This window comes from Vibrio sp. Y176, from assembly GCF_033438945.1.
Window position 1 is genome coordinate 45,308 of the sequence record NZ_JAWOQS010000004.1, and the last position, 19,662, is coordinate 64,969.

General features: G+C 44.1%; 17 protein-coding genes. 5 read left to right on the forward strand and 12 right to left on the reverse strand.

The features are described 5' to 3' along the window. A complete protein-coding gene (rppH, locus tag R7O13_RS11420) occupies positions 1-522 on the reverse strand; it encodes an RNA pyrophosphohydrolase (RefSeq protein ID WP_005381953.1) in 522 nt (173 codons plus the stop codon). A 619-nt stretch (positions 523-1,141) separates the two neighbouring features. On the opposite strand from rppH, the gene mutH reads away from it, so the two are divergent. After that, a complete protein-coding gene (gene mutH, locus R7O13_RS11425) occupies positions 1,142-1,822 on the forward strand; it encodes a DNA mismatch repair endonuclease MutH (RefSeq protein WP_005385968.1) in 681 nt (226 codons plus the stop codon). A gap of 15 nt (positions 1,823-1,837) precedes the next feature. Here the strand turns inward: mutH and R7O13_RS11430 are convergent, their stop codons facing one another. Beyond that, complete coding sequence (locus tag R7O13_RS11430) at positions 1,838-2,149, reverse strand: DUF6482 family protein (protein ID WP_005381772.1); 312 nt, start codon at positions 2,147-2,149, stop codon at positions 1,838-1,840. A gap of 154 nt (positions 2,150-2,303) precedes the next feature. On the opposite strand from R7O13_RS11430, the gene R7O13_RS11435 reads away from it, so the two are divergent. Then, a complete protein-coding gene (locus R7O13_RS11435; RefSeq protein WP_005381774.1) occupies positions 2,304-3,338 on the forward strand; it encodes an NADP(H)-dependent aldo-keto reductase in 1,035 nt (344 codons plus the stop codon). 131 nt (positions 3,339-3,469) lie between these two features. On the opposite strand, the gene R7O13_RS11440 is transcribed toward R7O13_RS11435, so the two are convergent. The 7 genes from R7O13_RS11440 to xerD all read right to left on the reverse strand — a co-directional run bounded on the left by R7O13_RS11440 (position 3,470) and on the right by xerD (position 12,200). Next, on the reverse strand, positions 3,470-3,721 hold the full coding sequence (locus R7O13_RS11440; RefSeq protein WP_005381776.1) for a hypothetical protein: 252 nt from the start codon (positions 3,719-3,721) through the stop codon (positions 3,470-3,472). 528 nt (positions 3,722-4,249) lie between these two features. Beyond that, positions 4,250-5,584 (reverse strand): cyclic-di-GMP-binding transcriptional regulator VpsR, encoded by a 1,335-nt coding sequence (vpsR, locus tag R7O13_RS11445; protein ID WP_017635067.1) that lies wholly within the window; start codon positions 5,582-5,584, stop codon positions 4,250-4,252. A gap of 243 nt (positions 5,585-5,827) precedes the next feature. Further along, positions 5,828-7,345: a lysine--tRNA ligase gene (gene lysS / locus R7O13_RS11450; protein ID WP_005382861.1), complete on the reverse strand. Its 1,518-nt coding sequence runs from the start codon at positions 7,343-7,345 to the stop codon at positions 5,828-5,830. A gap of 34 nt (positions 7,346-7,379) precedes the next feature. Continuing rightward, positions 7,380-8,478, reverse strand: a protein-coding gene (gene prfB, locus R7O13_RS11455) for a peptide chain release factor 2 (RefSeq protein ID WP_100068604.1) whose coding sequence is annotated in 2 segments (ribosomal slippage) — positions 7,380-8,402 and positions 8,404-8,478 — 1,098 coding nt in all. Because the reading frame shifts where the segments join, the coding sequence is not laid out codon by codon here. Positions 8,479-8,651: 173 nt separating this feature from the next. Further along, positions 8,652-10,391 (reverse strand): single-stranded-DNA-specific exonuclease RecJ, encoded by a 1,740-nt coding sequence (gene recJ / locus R7O13_RS11460; RefSeq protein WP_064353634.1) that lies wholly within the window; start codon positions 10,389-10,391, stop codon positions 8,652-8,654. Positions 10,392-10,434: 43 nt separating this feature from the next. Further along, positions 10,435-11,223 carry a bifunctional protein-disulfide isomerase/oxidoreductase DsbC gene (dsbC, locus tag R7O13_RS11465; protein WP_005381786.1) on the reverse strand — a complete coding sequence of 263 codons (789 nt, stop codon included), beginning with the start codon at positions 11,221-11,223 and terminating at the stop codon, positions 10,435-10,437. 59 nt (positions 11,224-11,282) lie between these two features. Further along, positions 11,283-12,200, reverse strand: a complete 918-nt coding sequence (gene xerD, locus R7O13_RS11470; RefSeq protein ID WP_005381788.1) for a site-specific tyrosine recombinase XerD — start codon at positions 12,198-12,200, stop codon at positions 11,283-11,285. Between the two features lie 157 nt (positions 12,201-12,357). On the opposite strand from xerD, the gene fldB reads away from it, so the two are divergent. Continuing rightward, a complete protein-coding gene (gene fldB / locus R7O13_RS11475; protein ID WP_005381790.1) occupies positions 12,358-12,876 on the forward strand; it encodes a flavodoxin FldB in 519 nt (172 codons plus the stop codon). Between the two features lie 85 nt (positions 12,877-12,961). On the opposite strand, the gene brnQ is transcribed toward fldB, so the two are convergent. After that, positions 12,962-14,272 carry a branched-chain amino acid transport system II carrier protein gene (brnQ, locus tag R7O13_RS11480; protein WP_005381792.1) on the reverse strand — a complete coding sequence of 437 codons (1,311 nt, stop codon included), beginning with the start codon at positions 14,270-14,272 and terminating at the stop codon, positions 12,962-12,964. 330 nt (positions 14,273-14,602) lie between these two features. Between brnQ and R7O13_RS11485 the strand changes: the two genes are divergently transcribed. Further along, positions 14,603-15,322, forward strand: a complete 720-nt coding sequence (locus R7O13_RS11485) for a tRNA1(Val) (adenine(37)-N6)-methyltransferase (protein WP_158159564.1) — start codon at positions 14,603-14,605, stop codon at positions 15,320-15,322. Positions 15,323-15,429: 107 nt separating this feature from the next. Beyond that, positions 15,430-16,653 (forward strand): ATP-dependent RNA helicase SrmB, encoded by a 1,224-nt coding sequence (gene srmB, locus R7O13_RS11490; RefSeq protein ID WP_005381797.1) that lies wholly within the window; start codon positions 15,430-15,432, stop codon positions 16,651-16,653. A 109-nt stretch (positions 16,654-16,762) separates the two neighbouring features. Here srmB and yaaA read toward each other — a convergent pair whose 3' ends face one another. Next, positions 16,763-17,539 (reverse strand): peroxide stress protein YaaA, encoded by a 777-nt coding sequence (gene yaaA / locus R7O13_RS11495; RefSeq protein WP_318098444.1) that lies wholly within the window; start codon positions 17,537-17,539, stop codon positions 16,763-16,765. 110 nt (positions 17,540-17,649) lie between these two features. Then, entirely contained in the window at positions 17,650-19,083 is a 1,434-nt protein-coding gene (locus tag R7O13_RS11500) for an alanine/glycine:cation symporter family protein (protein WP_005381800.1), read from the reverse strand. Positions 19,084-19,662: the final 579 nt, after the last annotated feature.

The window sequence follows — 19,662 nt, forward strand, 5'->3', positions numbered from 1 at the left end:
TTATCCTCTACGTTGCTTTTTTCTTTTCCCTTTCGCTTTTCTCTCTCGAAAAGGCATGGCTAAGGATGCAAATTCTTTCATCGCTCGTCGATAAACATCTCGCTTGAAAGAAACAACTTGCCTAACTGGATACCAGTAACTTACCCAGCGCCAACCATCAAATTCAGGGGATTTTCCGCGTTGCATATTAATGCGAGACTCATCGCATTCTAATCTCAGCAGAAACCATTTCTGTTTTTGGCCGATACAAACAGGCTTGGAGTCCCAACGCACCAATCGCTTTGGTAGCTTATATCTTAACCAATGACGACTTGTTGCAATGATCTTAACGTCTTTTTTCGTTAAACCGACTTCTTCGTATAACTCCCTGAACATGGCTTGTTCAGGGGTTTCACCTTCGTCAATCCCACCTTGTGGAAATTGCCATGAGTGTTGCCCGTATCGTTTAGCCCAGAAGACCTGACCATGGTTATTACATATCACAATACCAACATTAAGTCGGTAACCATCGCCATCTATCACTGGCTAACCTCTATGAATAAATTTTTTATTACCGTGATTTTTCCACATATCCCCATTACTAGCAAACTTACTGATGTGATATGAGCAAGATTTATTACCTTTTCACCATTTTTGGATATCTTTTAATCAAACCATACCTTATCAACACAAGAGTGAGACATTGCCCACATTTATTCACCTTTTCTGTGAATAACTTTGTGAAGAATTCAATTCAAATGAGTAATTCAGTTCAATCCCATCAAAAGCAAAACAGATGAAGAAACAAAAAAATAAACATAAAACATTGATAAAAAAGTATTTATTTTTAAAAACAACGATAATTCGATCTTCAGTTTCTTGATGATCTTTCCACCAAACTCAGATCGGTCAAAGATCCACCAACAGGCTATTTATCCACACTCACCTGCTATTCGTTTAGATGATTACAACAAAATCAACCCCAAAAATGCATTTTAACCCCTGTTTATTCATACAGACCCCGCCAGGATCTTATCAATACCTCCTCCACCTGTGGATAAGTTATGAATTGATCGTTCTTACACCGCCTCGGTGAAATCTTAAACAGTAGATTTGGTCGGAGTTTGATAAACTATATTTTTTGTAATACCACCTTGTAACTATGAAACCAGAACCACAAACAGAAGCAGAGCTATTGGAACGAGCGCATGATATGGCAGGACTCTGTTTTGCTGAGTTGGCCGCCGAGGCGAATATGATTGTTCCTGAAAACTTAAAACGTGATAAAGGTTGGGTGGGTCAATTACTCGAATGGCACTTGGGCGCTCCAGCTGGCAGTAAACCTCAACAAGATTTCGCAAAACTAGGGATCGAGTTGAAAAGTATTCCGATCAGTTACTCTGGCAAACCTTTAGAAACAACCTTTGTTTCTGTGGCGCCCCTCACTGGTGTTCATGGTCTTACATGGGAAACAAGTCATGTTCGAAACAAGCTATCTCGTGTCCTTTGGGTACCCGTAGAAGGAGAACGAGAAATCCCACTCCCTGAAAGACGTGTGGGCAGTCCACTCATTTGGTCACCAGATGAAGAAGAAGAACGGATTTTGCGAAATGACTGGGAAGAGTTAATGGAGATGATCGTCTTGGGAAGATTTGATCAAATTTCCGCCAGACACGGAGAAGCGCTGCATCTTCGCCCTAAAGCCGCAAATGCAAAAGCGCTCACCGAAGCATATAACTCAAATGGTAAGCCGATGAAAACTCTGCCCCGAGGCTTTTACCTTAGAACACAGTTTACTGAACAGATCTTACTCAAGCACTACATTAACACTCAACCAGAATAAAACTATATCAGCTATTTAGTGCGTCACGAGCGATAACTCAATATCGCAGTATGAGGCTGCCTCTTCAGTGCCACATTCGTCATACGCATTGCGCAGCCTTAAATACGCTTTATCGACCCCTAGCCTCAATAGTTCTTCTTTTACTAAGTCTAGAGAGCCAAAATGTATCGGGTCTTCACCGTCTTTAATCGGCTCAAGTTGATGCTTGTACTCCACAGCTAAAAGATAGTCAGAGACATCAGAACACCCAATCACAAATACTTTGGGAGTTTTATAAGTATCTTTATGTGGACCATGTAGCCACATGTCCAATTGATGCTTCTGCATAACATACCTCCTTCACACGATCATTTAAGTGTAGTTAGGCTAACTGTAGCTTTCGAGTTTGCTCTTCCTTTATACGTAAATCATTTGCGATTGCGGCTACAAATCCCCTATATTGGAGTCACTTATTTAGTCGGTAACTCTTCAAGGACGTGATATGCAATACACAAAACTACCGCACTCATCACTTGAGATCAGTAAAATCTGCCTCGGCACTATGACGTTTGGCGAGCAAAACACAGAAAAGGACGCCTTTGAACAGCTCGACTTTGCCCTCGATCATGGGGTGAACTTCATCGATACCGCAGAGATGTACCCTGTACCGCCAAACTCGGAAACACAAGGGCTCACCGAGCAATACATCGGTAATTGGTTAGCAAAAAGCGGCAAAAGAGAGAAAGTAGTACTGGCAACAAAAGTGGCAGGCCCTCGCAATGTTCCTCACATCAGAGACAACATGAGCCTTAATCGTCGCCACATCCATACAGCAATTGATGACAGCCTTAATCGTCTACAAACCGATTATGTCGATTTGTACCAACTACATTGGCCGCAGCGTCAAACCAACTGCTTTGGTCAACTCAACTACCCATACCCTGACAAACAAGAAGAAGTCACGTTAATTGAAACGTTGGAAGCGCTTACTGAATTAGTGAATGCAGGTAAAGTGCGCTATATCGGCGTATCCAACGAGACGCCGTGGGGTGTGATGTCGCTATTGCGTTTGGCAGAAAAACACGATTTGCCAAGAATTGTCTCCATTCAAAACCCATATAACTTATTGAACCGCAGCTTCGAAGTTGGCTTGTCTGAAATCAGCCATTACGAAGGCGTTCAGTTACTTGCCTACTCTCCTTTGGCATTTGGCTGCCTGAGTGGTAAATACCTAAACGGGGCAAAACCTGAAGGCGCTCGATGCACTAAGTGGGAGCGTTTTGCGCGCTACTTCACTCCGCAAGGTGTTAAAGCGACCGAAGCTTACGTCAATTTAGCTCAAGAGCATGGTCTAAACCCTGCACAAATGGCGCTCGCGTTTGTCAATCAGCGTCCATTTGTTGCTTCTAACATTATCGGAGCAACAAACCTAGACCAATTAAAAGCCAATATCGACAGTATTGATTTGCAACTTAGCGACGAACTACTTACTGAAATTCAAGCAATAGGTACAACTTACTCGAATCCTTGCCCTTAACAGTACCACCTTCAAACGAAAACAGCTGATCTTCAAGATCAGCTGTTTATCCAATGAAGTCATACTTCATATAAAAAGTTAAGCGTGTTGAATGACTCGTTAGCAACTCAGTCAGCCCAACACGCTAACGATTACGTCATTATTCGCGACGTTAAGACTCGACGAAGGTGACGAACTCGACGTTCAACTTTTACTGCATCCGGAACATTGGCACGTGTAGAACGACCATCGCGATCTAAACCAATATCCCTCAATAGATGAACATTCGTCCATGGAATATCATGAGCAGTTCGGCGTATGGTACGCTGCCATTGCTTTTCTTCGCGTTTAAGGTCTGCTTTCAATAGCAAAGTGGCCAATTGTAAGTAAATAGAGTGACGCATAATATTTTCTCCGATTATCGATGTATTCGACTGGGAAAAATAGTGCGTAAAATGAACAGAAATATTCTGTTGATACTAAGCCGCTACTTTCCCGCAGCCTAGTAATAAATATGATAGGTTACGGATTAATTTTTATCTTGTGAGCCAGTGGTATTGGTATCATCCGATTTAAGGGTTATCGGAGCGATAGGCATACGATCAGCGCAAGCAGTGGTGTTAACAACGTAATGTTTCATCTTGCGCCTCCTAGCTAAAAATTAATCCGTTTATGAAAGGTATAACTCATTGAGTTACGGTTAAATTGTAAGCTTTGATGAATATATATCAAACATTTTTTGCCTTTTTGATTAAAAACAAATCAATACACCGCAATTTAGTTTCATATACTTTTATGTATAACATATTCACCTGAGGAATATATAAATTTGCGGATTTTATAAATCAAACCAAACAAAAATAAAAAGAGCGGCTCTGTGGCCACTCTCTTTTATTGTATTTATTCGCCTATTTGACACAGGGAAAGGCCAACTACATGGCTTGTTCGGAAATCAAGTTATGTTTATTAAGTAGTCGATACATGGTTGCACGCGAAACTCCGAGCTCTTTCGCCGCATTTGAAACTTGACCAGAATGAGATTCCAAAACAACCAGCAACGCATCACGTTCACTCTTCTCTCGGATTGATTTCAAGCTGCGCTTTGAGTCATTACGTTGAGGTAAATCTAAGTGATGCTCTTCAATCATTACGCTGTCGGACATTAATACCGCTCGCTTCACTTGGTTCATCAGCTCACGCACATTTCCAGGCCAGAAATAACGTGTCAGTGCCTTGAATGCATCCTCAGAAAAGCTTTTTGCTTGCGAGTTGTACTCTTTTGAGAACTCTTGTAAGTAGAAACGAGCCAGCAATGCGATGTCACTCGCACGTTCTTTCAAGCTAGGGACATTGATGCGCAGAACGTTGATGTAATGGTAAAGTTCTTCATTGAAGTCACCGTCAATCAAAGCTTTTTCAACATCTGACGAGTTAGCAGCAAGAATGCGTACGTTAACCGCTTTTACGCCATCTTTGGTATCAATGGTGCCTTCTTGCAAGAATCTCAGCAGATTCATTTGCTGCTCTTTTGAAATGGTAAGAATGTCATTAAACAACACGGTGCCACCATCTGCTTGTTCAAGCAGGCATGCTTCCATATCTTCATCGGCGTTAATACCAAATACTTCAGCTTGGAAACGTTGTTCATTGAGTGCGCGACAGTTAATTGCCATAAACGGTTTATGAGAGCGTGAAGAGACTTTATGGATGGCCCTAGCAACCGCCTCTTTACCAGTCCCACTTTCCCCAGAAATCAGAATGCTGACGTCCGTTGGACCAATGCGCTTCACTTGATCGCGTAAACGTTTCATCGGGATAGATTCACCGATCAGACCCATATCTAAACTGCTACCAAAACTAGGCCAAACTTTTTTCTCCAACTTAAGCATGCCAAGCTGGTGACCTATTGTGCTTAATAACTGTGCATCTGGGATCGGCGCTGTGAAAAAGTCGATACAAAAGTTAACAATGAACTGGCATATGGTGTCAGTGCCAAGCTGAGATTCACGAATAAACGCTAACCAACGTACGTGTTTGTGAGAGCTGACTAAGTTCGCCAAACCATTCAAGCTGAACTCGTCATGGCTGAGATCAACAATACCGATACATGGACCAATATCTTCTAACAGCGTATTAGCTTTGCGTAAATCACCTACTTGGTGACACTTCCAGCCCACTTGCTCCAGTACCGATAACCAAGGCTCATAAGTACCGCCAACTACCACAAGCGATCCCGGGATGGAATCCATCTTAAACTGCCCAGCCATTCTCTAACCCTTTTTCATTGTTAATAGAAATTTTGTGCCACAAACTTATCTTTGCGAGCGGGTAACATTATCGAGACTCCGCCCCCTCACGTCTGTCTCAGTATTAAGACTATGCAATAGATTGAGATTTGGCGAATGTTTATTTGCATATCCCATTAAAAGGCAAATGCAACAACTTGAATTAACTTAACTAAAAGGCAAAAAAAAACCACCCGAAGGTGGTTTTTTACTCATCCTATCGAATTACGCTTGCGGGCGCATTGCAGGGAATAGGATCACGTCACGGATAGTGTGCGTGTTAGTCAGTAGCATAACCAAACGGTCGATACCGATACCTTGGCCTGCTGTTGGCGGTAGGCCGTGCTCTAGAGCAGTGATGTAGTCTGCATCGTAGAACATTGCTTCGTCGTCACCAGACTCTTTCGCTTCAACCTGTGCTTTAAAGCGTGCATCTTGGTCTTCAGCATCGTTAAGCTCTGAGAAACCGTTCGCTACTTCACGGCCACCGATAAAGAACTCAAAGCGGTCTGTAAAGAACGGGTTATCATCGCTACGACGAGCCAACGGAGAAATATCTGCTGGGTAACCAGTGATGAACGTAGGCTGCATTAGCTTAGGTTCTGCTGTTTCACCAAAGATCTCTTCAAGAAGCTGACCACATGTCCAGAAAGGTTCTACTTCAACGTGAACAGATTTCGCGATAGAAACCATTAGATCACGGTTTTGTAGGTCTTCTTCTGTTAGCGCTTGGATTTGCGCGTGGTCTGGGTTGTAGTGCTTGATTGCTTCGAACATGCTCATACGAGTGTAAGTACCACCAAACTCAACCGTTTCATCACCGTAAGGCATTGACGTTGAACCTAGAACTTCTTGCGCCACTGAGCTTAGTAGTTCTTCAGTTAGGTCCATCAGATCTTTGTAGTCTGCGTACGCCATGTAGAATTCCATCATTGTGAATTCTGGGTTGTGGCGTGGAGAAAGGCCTTCGTTACGGAAGTTACGGTTGATTTCGAATACGCGATCAAAACCACCAACAACTAGACGCTTCAGGTATAGCTCTGGCGCGATACGTAGGTACATTGGCATGTCTAGTGCGTTGTGGTGCGTGATAAATGGACGCGCACTCGCACCGCCAGGGATAACGTGCATCATTGGCGTTTCAACTTCCATGAACTGCTTAGAGATCATGAAGTTGCGGATTGCAGACATGACTTTAGAACGTACTACAAACGCTTGACGAGAGTCTTCGTTAACGATCAGGTCAACGTAACGTTGGCGGTAACGCATCTCTTGGTCAGTTAGACCGTGGAACTTCTCTGGAAGTGGACGTAGTGCTTTGGTTAGCAACTCGTACTCTTCCATGTTCACGTATAGGTCACCTTTACCAGACTTATGAAGTGCACCTTTAACACCGATGATGTCACCGATATCTAGACCTTGGTATTTTTCTTTAAGTACTTTTTGAACCGCTTTGTCAGCGTAAGCTTGGATACGGCCAGAAGTTTCTTGAATTACCAAGAATGGACCACGTTTAGCCATGATACGGCCAGCGATTGCTACTACGTGGTTAAGCTCTTCTAGCTCTTCCTTCGTCTTTTCACCGAACTCTTTCTGAAGGTCGCCCGCTAGTGCGTCACGACGGAAGTCGTTTGGATGGCCGTTCGCTTTGCAGCTCTTTCGGATTGCATCCAGTTTAGCGCGGCGTTCAGCAATCAGCTTATTTTCTTCTAGTACAGTTTCGTTTTGAACAGCATCAGTCATTTTCGATGTATCCTGTTTTTGTCGGTGAAAAGCTTTATAGACCTGATTTCAGGCTAGCTTCAATAAATTTGTCCAGATCGCCATCAAGAACCGCTTGAGTATTACGGTTTTCAATGCCCGTACGGAGGTCCTTAATACGTGAGTCATCCAATACGTAAGAACGGATCTGGCTACCCCAGCCAATGTCAGACTTAGCGTCTTCATTAGCTTGTTTTTCCGCATTTTGCTTTTGCAATTCAAGCTCAAATAGCTTCGCTCGAAGCTGTTTCATTGCCTGATCTTTGTTCTTATGTTGAGAACGGTCATTCTGACACTGAACCACTGTGTTCGTAGGTACGTGCGTAATACGTACCGCAGATTCTGTGGTGTTTACGTGCTGACCACCTGCGCCTGACGCACGATAAACGTCAATGCGTAGGTCGGAAGGATTAATGTCGATGTCGATGTTTTCATCAATCTCTGGATAGATGAACGCAGAAGCAAATGACGTATGGCGACGACCGCCTGAATCGAACGGAGATTTACGAACAAGACGATGAACGCCCGTTTCAGTACGTAACCAACCGTACGCATATTCACCAGAGATGCGAACTGTTGCCGACTTAAGACCCGCGACTTCACCTTCAGAGACTTCAATCACTTCAGCTTTGAAGCCCTTCGCTTCTGCCCAACGTAGGTACATACGCAGCAGCATGTTAGTCCAGTCTTGTGCTTCTGTACCACCAGAGCCAGCTTGCAAATCGATGTAACAATCAGAGCTATCGTGGTCGCCAGAGAACATACGACGGAATTCAAGCTTTTCTAGCTTCTCTTCCAACTCAGCAAGTTCTGGTTCAATTTCGTCAAATGTTTCTTGATCTTCTTCTTCTACAGCCAGCTCAAGAAGACCCTCTACATCTTCCACACCTTGCTCTAGTTGATCAATGGTTTCAACAACCGCTTCTAGTGATGCACGCTCTTTACCCAGTGCTTGCGCACGCTCAGGTTCGTTCCATACATCTGGTTGTTCAAGTTCTGCGTTGACTTCTTCTAGACGCTCTTTCTTCGCGTCATAGTCAAAGATACCCCCTCAGGACATTTGTGCGCTGAGACACGTCCTGCAGACGGTTTTTAATTGGATTGATTTCAAACATGTTTACTCAACATTTTAGAATAGAATTTAACCGAGAAATTCTACTGAAAAATGTGACCGAGATACAGGAAAATTTCGGATGAGAAATCAGATTGCGGTGAGAGAGAGCACGGTCATAAAATTTTACGCCCACTTAGGGGCAACCGTACTCTATAAGAAAGGTTGATCTAGGTATTACTTAGCTTCGATATGGTCGATCATCAATTGCAATGATTGATTACCACGAAATTCATTCACATCCAGCTTATACGCGAGACGTACTGTTTTAACCGATGCATCTGGCCATCGACGTAGATCAACATTGAATGCGATACCGTCGATCATCACATTGGTAGGGTGACCTTTATAAAGCGGCTCTAACATCAATTTAAGATGCTTCTCACCCACCAGCTTTTGATGCAGTACTTTAAACTCACCATCAAAGATTGGCTCTGGGAAAGCTTGTCCAAAAGGGCCACCCGATCGCAGCTGTTCAGCAACATGCATAGAGAACTCTTCCGGCTTAAGTTCGCCATCTGACATGATCACGCCTTTTAGCGCCGCTTCATCGAGTTCCTTTTTTACCACTTCATCAAACAAACGACTGAAACGCTCAAAATCCTGCTCTTTAATCGTTAAGCCTGCTGCCATGGCGTGTCCACCAAACTTGATGATCAAACCCGGGTTTTGCGTGTCGATGAAATCCAACGCATCGCGCATGTGTAGCCCCGGAATAGAACGACACGAGCCTTTAATCGTCCCTTCTCCACCATCAGCAAATGCAATGACTGGACGATGAAACTTCTCTTTAATGCGCGAAGCCAAAATACCAATCACACCTTGGTGCCAATCACGTTGGAATAAGGCTAAGCCATAAGGAAGCTCATTGCCTTCACCAAACTGAAGGCGCTCACAGAAAGCCATCGCTTCTTGCTTCATGCCTTCTTCAATCTCTTTACGAGTCTGGTTCAAGCCATCCAATTCACTTGCCATGCGACGAGCTGCGTGGATGTTGTTACACATCAGCAGTTCAACACCGAAAGACATGTCATCAAGACGGCCTGCTGCGTTAATACGTGGACCTAAAGCAAAGCCAAAATCGGACGCAACTAAACGACGCGCATCGCGCTTAGCGACCTCAATTAACGCTTGGATGCCGGGACGCGCTTTGCCCGCACGAATACGTTGCAAACCTTGGTGTACAAGAATGCGGTTGTTTTCATCCAATGGAACGACGTCGGCGACGGTACCCAGTGCAACAAGGTCAATCAGTTCCATCAACTTGGGCTCTTGCATCCCCTGTTCTGCAAACCAATTGTGTTTTCGCATATGAACGCATAGTGCCATCATGAGATAAAACGCGACCCCCACACCCGCAAGCGCTTTAGATGGAAAGCTACAGCTCTCAAGGTTTGGGTTCACCATCGCATCCACATCAGGCAACACTTGTCCTGGCAAGTGGTGATCGGTAACAAGCACGGTAATGCCACTTTCTTTTGCGTAACGCACGCCTTCGATTGATGAGACGCCGTTATCCACCGTCATGATCATCTCAGCGCCAAGCTCTAAGGCTTGGTCAACGACTTCTGGGCTTAACCCATAACCGTCTTCAAAACGATTTGGCACTAGGTAATCCACATTGTGACTACCAAGCATACGCAGCGCGAGCACTGATAATGCTGAGCTTGTCGCGCCATCAGCGTCAAAATCACCGACAACGATGATGCGTTTTTGTTCTTTTATCGCCTGAAACAAAAGATCGACAGCTTGCTCAATCCCCCCGAGTTTTTGATATGAATGCAACCCACGGGCCGACGTTTCTAATTGTGAAAGATCCGTTATCCCACGGTTGATGTAGATACGTTTAAGAATCGGAGGAATGGAATCAGGAAGAAGGGAAAGATCTGGTTCAGGACGTCGTTGAATTTCTATCATGCTTGAAAGAGCCGACAACTTTGCCGGCTCTGCTCCTAATGGATTATAGTTGCTTTAAACGTTTCAATAGCTCTGCAGGTGGTAGGTAGCCACCAACCATTTCGCCATTCGGTAAGAAAATTGCTGGCGTACCAGAAATACCCAATTGGCGACCTAGATTGTAATGCGCCTGGATGGTTTCTTTACATTGTTTTAAGTCTTTCGCAGGGTTATCAAATGTACGATTCACTTTCGCGTTGTGCATTGCCGACGCCGGATCTTCAGCACACCAAATCGTTGCCATTTGCTCTGCCACAGGGCCAGTTGCACCTTGGCGAGGGTAAGCCATGTAACGCACTGTAATACCTAGATCATTATAGCCTTGCATTTGGCTATGCAGACGCACACAGTAACCACATGTGATATCGGTGAATACGGTCACAACGTACTTTTCATCGTCGGCTTTGTATTCGATCATGCTATCGGAGAACTGCGCAATTTTCTCGGCGTTAAGCGGCGCTTGACGCTCTGCTATGACATCTTTGTAACTGCCATCATCATTAATGGCATAAAGCGTACCGGCGATAAAATGGCTACCATCATTTGAAGCAAACAGGATCCCGCCATTGGTTTGAATTTCCAATAAGCCAGCGACGTCTGATGGTTGAATATCAACGATAGATAAACCAAGCTTTGAGAACTTAGTTTTTAATGCTGCTTCATCAAAGCCGCTTTGTGCAGCTGGCGCCACTTGTTGCGCAGGAGTCTCCGTTTGAGCCTGACTTTCTTCTGCACCACAAGCGGTAACAAAAAATGGTAAAGTCAGCAGAGTTAGTCGGCGTAATACGCTCATGAAATTCACCTTAATGTAAAATCGTTTTTCCAAGAGGACATGGATGAATCTAACCATTGTTATGCTCTTGGGTGGTGTTGACTGTGGATCTGCTTCAATCGTTCAGTCGCCACGTGAGTATAAATTTGCGTGGTCGATAAGTCACTATGTCCTAAAAGCATCTGTACGACCCTGAGATCTGCGCCATAGTTCAATAAATGCGTGGCAAAGGCATGACGCAGTACGTGCGGCGACAGCTGATCAGTATCAATCCCTGCTATCAAAGCATAGTATTTAATACGGTGCCAAAACGTCTGACGAGTCATCTGTCTTGCGCGTTTACTAGGAAAAACAATATCAGATGATGTATCACCAAGTAACGCAGGGCGCCCTTGTTGAATGAACGTCTCGATCCAATCGACCGCGTTTTCCCCCATAGGAACCAGGCGTTCTTTACCACCTTTACCAGTCACGCGCACCACCCCTTGGCGCAAGCTAACATTTTCCATGGTCAAACTGACGAGCTCTGTCACACGCAACCCTGTCGCGTAGAGTAGCTCTAGCATCGCTTTATCGCGCAATTCTATAGGGTCATTCGGGTCTGGCGCTTCGAGCAACGCGTCCACTTGCTCTTCACTAATATCTTTGGGTAAACGTTGTGGCAGTTTAGGGCTAACCAAGAGCGCACTCGGGTCATCAGCGCGCACCTTCTCACGATGCAGGTATTGAAATAAACGACGAATAGCCGACAACATACGCGCACGGGACGTCTGTTTGTAATCTAAGTCTACAAGGTGGCTTTGATATTCTTGCAAGCCAGACAAACTGATAAAATCAAGACGGTATCGATGTTTTTCCATCCACACGAGCAGCTTCATTAAATCGTTTCGGTAGGAAGCCAACGTGTTCTCTGATAGACCACGCTCCATCCACATCGCATCTAAGAATTGCTCAACAAGCGAAAAATCTTGTTGATTGACAGGCTGTTGTGCCGTCATGAATGCTTCCTTATCTGTTTATATTTACAGTATTTAGATTAAAGCACCTGCCAATCCAATACCATAAAAAATCATCCCACATAGGATATTCGCTGCAATCTTCCTCAATTTATGGTTAGAATCTTCCACAACAGCAACACAAATAACGACGAATATAATGAAAATCGGACTCTTTTACGGCTCAACGACCTGCTACACCGAAATGGCAGCAGAGAAAATTCGTACCCTTATTGGTGAAGACCTTGTCGACATTCACAATGTGAAAGAGACACCGTTATCACTAATGGCGGACTACGACTTATTACTCCTTGGCATCTCAACTTGGGATTTTGGTGAAATTCAAGAAGATTGGAACGCGATTTGGCAAGACATCGCGACCACACCACTGAAAGGCAAAGTTGTAGCGCTGTTTGGTCTGGGTGACCAAGAAGGTTACGGAGAGTGGTATTTAGATGCGATGGGCTTACTTCACGATGAATTGCAAGCCACAGGCGCAACCTTTATCGGTTACTGGCCAAATGAAGGCTACGAATTTGAAGCATCGAAAGCATTGATCGAAGATGGCAGCAAGTTTGTTGGACTTGCGTTAGATGAAGACTCACAGTACGAACTGAGTGATGAACGCATCGAAAAATGGTGTGAACAAGTTCTTGTGGAATTCCACGACACGCTTTAATAGCGCAAACACGTCATCATTAAAAAGTAAAAAGCCCGATGAAGTAATTCATCGGGCTTTTTATTATCTTGATAACGCGAAGTGATTACGCGGTTTCTTGTGCTAGCTCTGGGCGAGGTTTCGCGATGAAGAACATGCACACGATAGCCGCAAATGTTGGAAGCACCCAGCCCATGCCGACTTCGAATAATGGCAACATGTTAAACGCAGAAACATCAATACCCGATACTTTTGCCGCATCAACCAACGCAAACAGCAGAGATACAAGCAGTACTGCACGGTAAGCAAAGCGTGGATTCGGCAGTTTGCTGCGCACAAATGTTAGTGCAACCAACGCAATCGCCACAGGGTACAGCGCAAACAATACTGGCACTGACAGAGAAATCAGCTGCGCAAGACCAACGTTTGCAACCAATGCACAAACAGAACCATTAATCAGTACCCATTGCTTGTATGACAGTGGTGTTTTCGAGCTGAAGAAATCTGAACACGCAGAAATCAAGCCAATCGCGGTTGTCAGACACGCTAGCAATACGATGACAGACAGAACGATTTGACCGTATGGACCAAACAACGCTTGAACGTATTGGCTAAGCACTAGGCCACCATTATCAGCACCAGCAGCAACCGTTGCACTCGTCGCACCTAAGTAAAATAGTGAGATGTAAACAAACGCAAGACCAGCAGCAGCAATACAACCTGCATAGATCAGATATTTAGTAGTTGCAGAGCGCTCAGTAATGCCTTTACCGCGCAGTGCATCAACCATCAGCATACCAAACATCAATGACGCGAACGTATCCATTGTGTTGTAGCCTTCTAAGAAGCCTTTGGTCAGAGGCTGCGTTAGGTATTCACCGTGCGCGCCAATCATATCGCCCTGAGGATCAAGGAAGACAGCGACAGCAAGAATGATCAAACCAACGAACAATGCTGGTGTCAGTACTTTACCGATAAGATCGATCAAACGGCCTTGGAACCATGAGAACATCATCGCTGCGATAAAGAAGATCACTGAGAACGCTGTCAGATGCGTTTGTGACGCCTCAAGGAAGAAAGGTTTCACCGCCATCTCGTAAGCCACTAGGCCAGTACGAGGCGCTGCAAACGCAGGACCAATGATGATGAAAATCAGTGCAGCCATAAGAACTGCCGCTTTTTTCGGAAGATCTTGCGTCAAGTGATCCCAAGAACCACCAGCAACAGCAATAGCAACGATAGTAATAAGAGGTAGACCTACCGCTGTTAGCAAGAAACCAAACATAGCTGGCATTAAGTTTTCACCCGCTAACTGACCCGCTAGAGGTGGAAAGATAATATTGCCCGCACCTAAAAAGAACGCAAATAGCATAAAGCCTACTGCGATAATATCTGTTAGTTTTAACGTCTGCTTCACAGATAACCCTTGTCTTTTAATTAATGAATGTTGTGTATGCTTAGACCACTTTTTGTATACCTAAAGTCAATAAGTACACGTGGTTCAATCTATAAAATTTTCGCCGCATAATGACGAAAGACTCATCATTTGGCAACCTTTAAGAAAAAAACACCATATTAATTTAGTTTTCAAACTTAAAAGCAGTGGATATAACCAGATCCAAATAACAGACCAGTTCTTTATCTCGATCAATTAACAATACAATTTAATAACCAACAAAACAACAATCTATACAATTAATAAACAATAGAGCAATCCACTTAATTATTGAGCAAATATAAAACAATCATGAAGAACAAAAAACTGAAAACTAAAGGCTTCAATTTTAAGCAATTTTGTATTGAGGGCGGCGAGAGTGGTATGCCAGTCAGCACAGATGGGGTAATGCTTGGTGCTTGGATTCAAAGCCCTAACGACGCTAAAATTCTCGATATTGGCACTGGCACTGGCCTGCTTGCCCTGATGTGTGCTCAACGCTTTACAGAAGCTCAAATAACCGCGGTCGATATCGAATTAACAGCCGTTGCTGCCGCGCAAAAAAATATGGCCCAGTCTCCTTGGTCAGATCGTGTAAGTGTGCATCACACCGACATACTGCACTTTACGCCGACACATCCATTTCAACGCATCATTTGTAATCCGCCCTACTTCAACAGCGGCGAACAATCGAAACACAGTCAACGTGCAACCGCGAGGCACACTGATACGCTAGGCCATAACACATTGCTACAGCGTTGCTATCATTTGCTTGATGACGAAGGGAGGGCTAGTTTTGTGTTGCCAATCACCGAAGGCGAGCAGTTCATTGAGCTAGCATTAAACCAAGGTTGGTATCTATTGCGGATCTGTCGTGTGCAACCATCAGAAAAGAAACCAGTACACCGACTGTTATTTGAACTATCAAAACGACCTTGCGATTCGCAAACGTCACATTTAATTATCCGTTCAAATGACGGCTATAGTGATGATTTCATCCAGTTAACTCGCGAGTTTTATCTTAAGATGTGAAATAACATGTGATCCTTATCACCAATCACTTTATAATGTGCGACCTTTTTGTATTCTATGCTGTTGTGGCGAACCATTAACCAAGCTTTGCTTGTGGAGAACTCATTGTGATCAGAACCTTTGCTGAACTTGATCTAGACCAAAACCTACTTGAAGCCATTGAAGAGATGGGTTACGAACGCCCAACAAAAATTCAGGCAGAAGCGATTCCACAAGCGTTGGACGGTCGTGACATTCTAGCGTCAGCGCCAACAGGAACTGGTAAAACGGCCGCCTTCGTCCTGCCAGCATTGCAATACTTGCAAGACTTCCCTCGTCGTAAGCCTGGGCCTGCGCGTATTTTGATCCTAACGCCTACTCGCGAACTGGCGATGCAAATTGCCGATCAAGCACGTGCTTTGGCAAAAAATACCAAACTCAACATTTTCACCATCACTGGTGGTGTTCAGTACCAAGAGCACGCCGACATCCTTGCAACAACACAAGACATTGTGGTTGCGACACCTGGCCGTTTAAAAGAATACATTGATGCAGAACGTTTTGATTGTCGTGCAATCGAATGGTTAATCCTTGATGAAGCAGACCGTATGCTAGATATGGGTTTTGCTCCTACTGTCGATCGCCTATCTAACGAATGTCGCTGGCGTAAGCAAACCCTTCTGTTCTCAGCAACGTTAGAAGGGAAAGGCGTAGAAGGCTTTACCGCTGATCTGTTGAATGACCCAGCAGAGATTGATGCAAAATCACCGCTGCGTGAGCGTAAGAAAATTGCTCAGTGGTATCACCGAGCTGATGATGCTGAACACAAACTGGAATTACTAAAACACATTATTACTCAGCAAGCTGAGCGCACTATCGTCTTTTTAAAGACTCGTGAGCGTTTGGCTGAGCTACGAGCGCAGCTTGAAAGTGCACAGATTCCATGTTCTTGGATTCAAGGTGAAATGCCGCAAGATCGTCGTAACAATGCGATTTCTCGCTTCCGCGATGGTACTGTGAACGTGCTGCTAGCGACGGACGTTGCTGCGCGTGGTATCGATCTTCCGGATGTATCACACGTTATCAACTACGACATGCCGCGCACGGCTGATGTTTACCTTCACCGTATCGGCCGTACGGCTCGCGCAGGTAAGAAAGGTAACGCTATCTCAATCGTAGAAGCACACGACCAACCAATGATGGATCGCGTTGCGCGCTACGTGAAAGAAGACATCAAAGAGCGTTTCGTGAAAGAGATGCGTCCTAAACACAAAAAGCCTGTGTTTAAGAAGAAAAAGAAAAAAGACGACAAGAAAAAAGTAGCGAAAAAGAAAACCGCTAAGAAGAAGTAATCTTGTTGGAGCCAAGTAGCTCAAGCTAGAAAATAACAAAGGGTTGGCAATGCCAACCCTTTTTCGTTTGTGCTGATAGAGATTAACGTCGATTACGTCTCAATCAGCTTTATTTTTGCTCTTCACGTTTAAATACTAACTCTGTTGGCGTCGATTCATCTTCCACAAAGTAGTAACCCGCCGTATCAAACTTAGTCAGGTCTGCCACGCTCTCAACACGGTTTTCAATGATGTAACGCGCCATCATACCGCGCGCTTTCTTCGCGTAAAAACTGATGACCTTGTATTGACCATTCTTACAATCTTTGAATACTGGCGTGATCACTTGCGCATCTAAATTCTTTGGCTTAACCGCTTTAAAGTATTCATTTGATGCAAGGTTGATAAGGATATTATCACCTTGAGCAGAAATCGCTTCGTTAAGCTTGTCCGTAATTACATTGCCCCAAAACTGGTACAAGTTCGTACCCTTGTCGTTTGCAAGCTTGGTACCCATTTCAAGACGGTATGGCTGCATCAAATCAAGTGGTTTTAGTAAACCATAAAGACCCGATAGCATACGCAGATGATCTTGAGCATATTCGAAGTCCGCTTCAGATAAACTTTCGGCGTCTAGCCCTGTGTAAACGTCACCTTTAAATGCAAGAATGGCTTGTCGTGAGTTTTCCGTAGTAAACGTTTCACTCCATTCTTGGAATCGGCCCACATTTAAATCGGCAATCTTGTCGCTCACTTTCATTAAAGAGGCAACATCAGCAGGAGTCAGTTTGCGGCAAACATCGATAAGCTCTTTTGAGTATTCGACCAACTCAGGTTGAGTAAATTTTTCTGTCGCTAACGGAGACTCGTAATCAAGAGTCTTCGCTGGAGAAACTACGATAAGCATGACTTTCCCTTCTCTAATTTTGTTTTTAATAGGGTACAAAAAAAGCCATGCATTGTCTGCATGGCTTTTTACATCGTACTAATAGCTTTCAACTATGAGTGATAGCTCACTTAGTCTTTTTTATCGTTGTACCAAATGCCTTCTTCAAGCTGAGATTTCAGCTCTGGGAAGTCATTCGCATCAAATGTTGGCACTTTGCCTTCACCAAGCTGGCGGTTGTAATCTTTTGCCAGTTTAATCACGATGCCAGATAGCAAGATGATCGCCACCAAGTTGACTATCGCCATCAGACCCATAGAGACGTCAGCAAGCGACCATACGACTGGTAACGAAGCTAGTGCACCAAACATCACCATACCAAGAACAATAACGCGGAAAATGCTTAAGCCCGCTTTATGATTGTGCTCTAGGAAGATTAAGTTCGTTTCAGCATACGAGTAGTTTGCAATGATTGAAGTAAACGCAAAGAAGAAGATTGCCACAGCAACAAAGATGCCGCCCCAATCGCCAACTTGTGAGCTCAATGCACGCTGAGTTAGCTCGATACCCGTCACTTCTGTTGCTTGACCGACATACTCACCAGACATCAGGATGATAGCCACTGTCGCAGAACAGATAACGATCGTATCCATGAACACGCCTAGCATCTGTACGTAACCTTGAGACGCTGGGTGTGGTGGGTAAGGTGTTGCTGAAGCTGCCGCGTTAGGTGCCGAACCCATACCTGCTTCATTCGAGAATAGACCGCGCTTGATACCGTTAATCATTGCCTGTGCAATTGCGTAGCCAAGACCACCTGCTGCTGCTTCTTGCAGACCAAATGCACTCTTAAAGATAAGCATCAATACATCAGGTAATTTCTCTAGGTTAGAGAACATGATGAACAGCGCTAGGGCTAGATAAAGTAGTGCCATGATCGGAACGATCATCTCAGCAACTCTTGCGATACGCTTGATGCCACCGAAAATAACAATTGCAGACAGTAAAACAACAGCAATACCGACATACAGGTTATTCCAACCAAATGCGTTGCTCATTGCATTGGCAATTGAGTTAGCTTGTACGGCGTTGAATACCAAACCAAAAGCGATGATTAGGAAAACTGAGAACAACACGCCCATCCAACGCATGCCCAAGCCTTTTTCCATGTAGTAGGCAGGGCCACCACGGTAGTTGCCATCATCATCTTTGGTTTTGTATAGCTGCGCCAGTGTGCTCTCAGCAAACGATGTTGCCATACCAAGCATTGCAATCAGCCACATCCAGAAGATCGCACCAGGACCACCCGCAGTCAATGCAACTGCAACGCCCGCCATGTTACCTGTACCAACACGTGCAGCAAGACTAGTACAAAGCGCTTGGAAAGAGGAAATACCAGCTTTGTCTGCTTTACGGCTGTTCTTAAGAACAGAGAACATGTGGCCGAAATGGCGGAACTGAATGAACCCTAATCGAACGGTGAAGTAAATACCAACACCAACAAGAAGATAAACCAGAATCGAGCCCCAGAGGAGATCGTTCATCAAATTGATTAAGTCTGTCATGTGTACCTCAAAGTGAGTTGCGCCAGTCTATGCGTCCTAGCCATCCACCAAATTGCCTGCTAAGTGTCAAAGTGTGCTTAGCTTTTTAAGTAATGTTTATGGGCAATCTAGAATCGTAAACGTCGCTTCATGCATCCATTTTACGTACCAGCGTATTTTTTGACGGGCGGATAATGCAACCTAGGAGCGCAAAAATCAATATGCAACAATAAGAATAACATTGTTATTTTTCACTATAAAGTCACCAAAAAATAACATAAATAGAAGACTTAACACTCAAACTGCGCAACATTTCAATTACCAAACACCAACATAAATAATTATTCTTCATTAAATGGAATGGTAAACCGTATAAACAAGAACAAGCTAGTATTCACAAGGTGTTACATAAATTTACGCTAGTGATTTACCATCTAATTGAACACTATTTCATCAAACTGATTTTATGCAACTTTAACCTTTGCGCAGTACACCCATTCATCAAATCGAATTAACATAGAAAATCTCTCTATTTAATCGTTTTCTTGAGATCGTTTGTGCATTTTTTATCCACATCGTTGCAATAAAAAGTGTGATTTT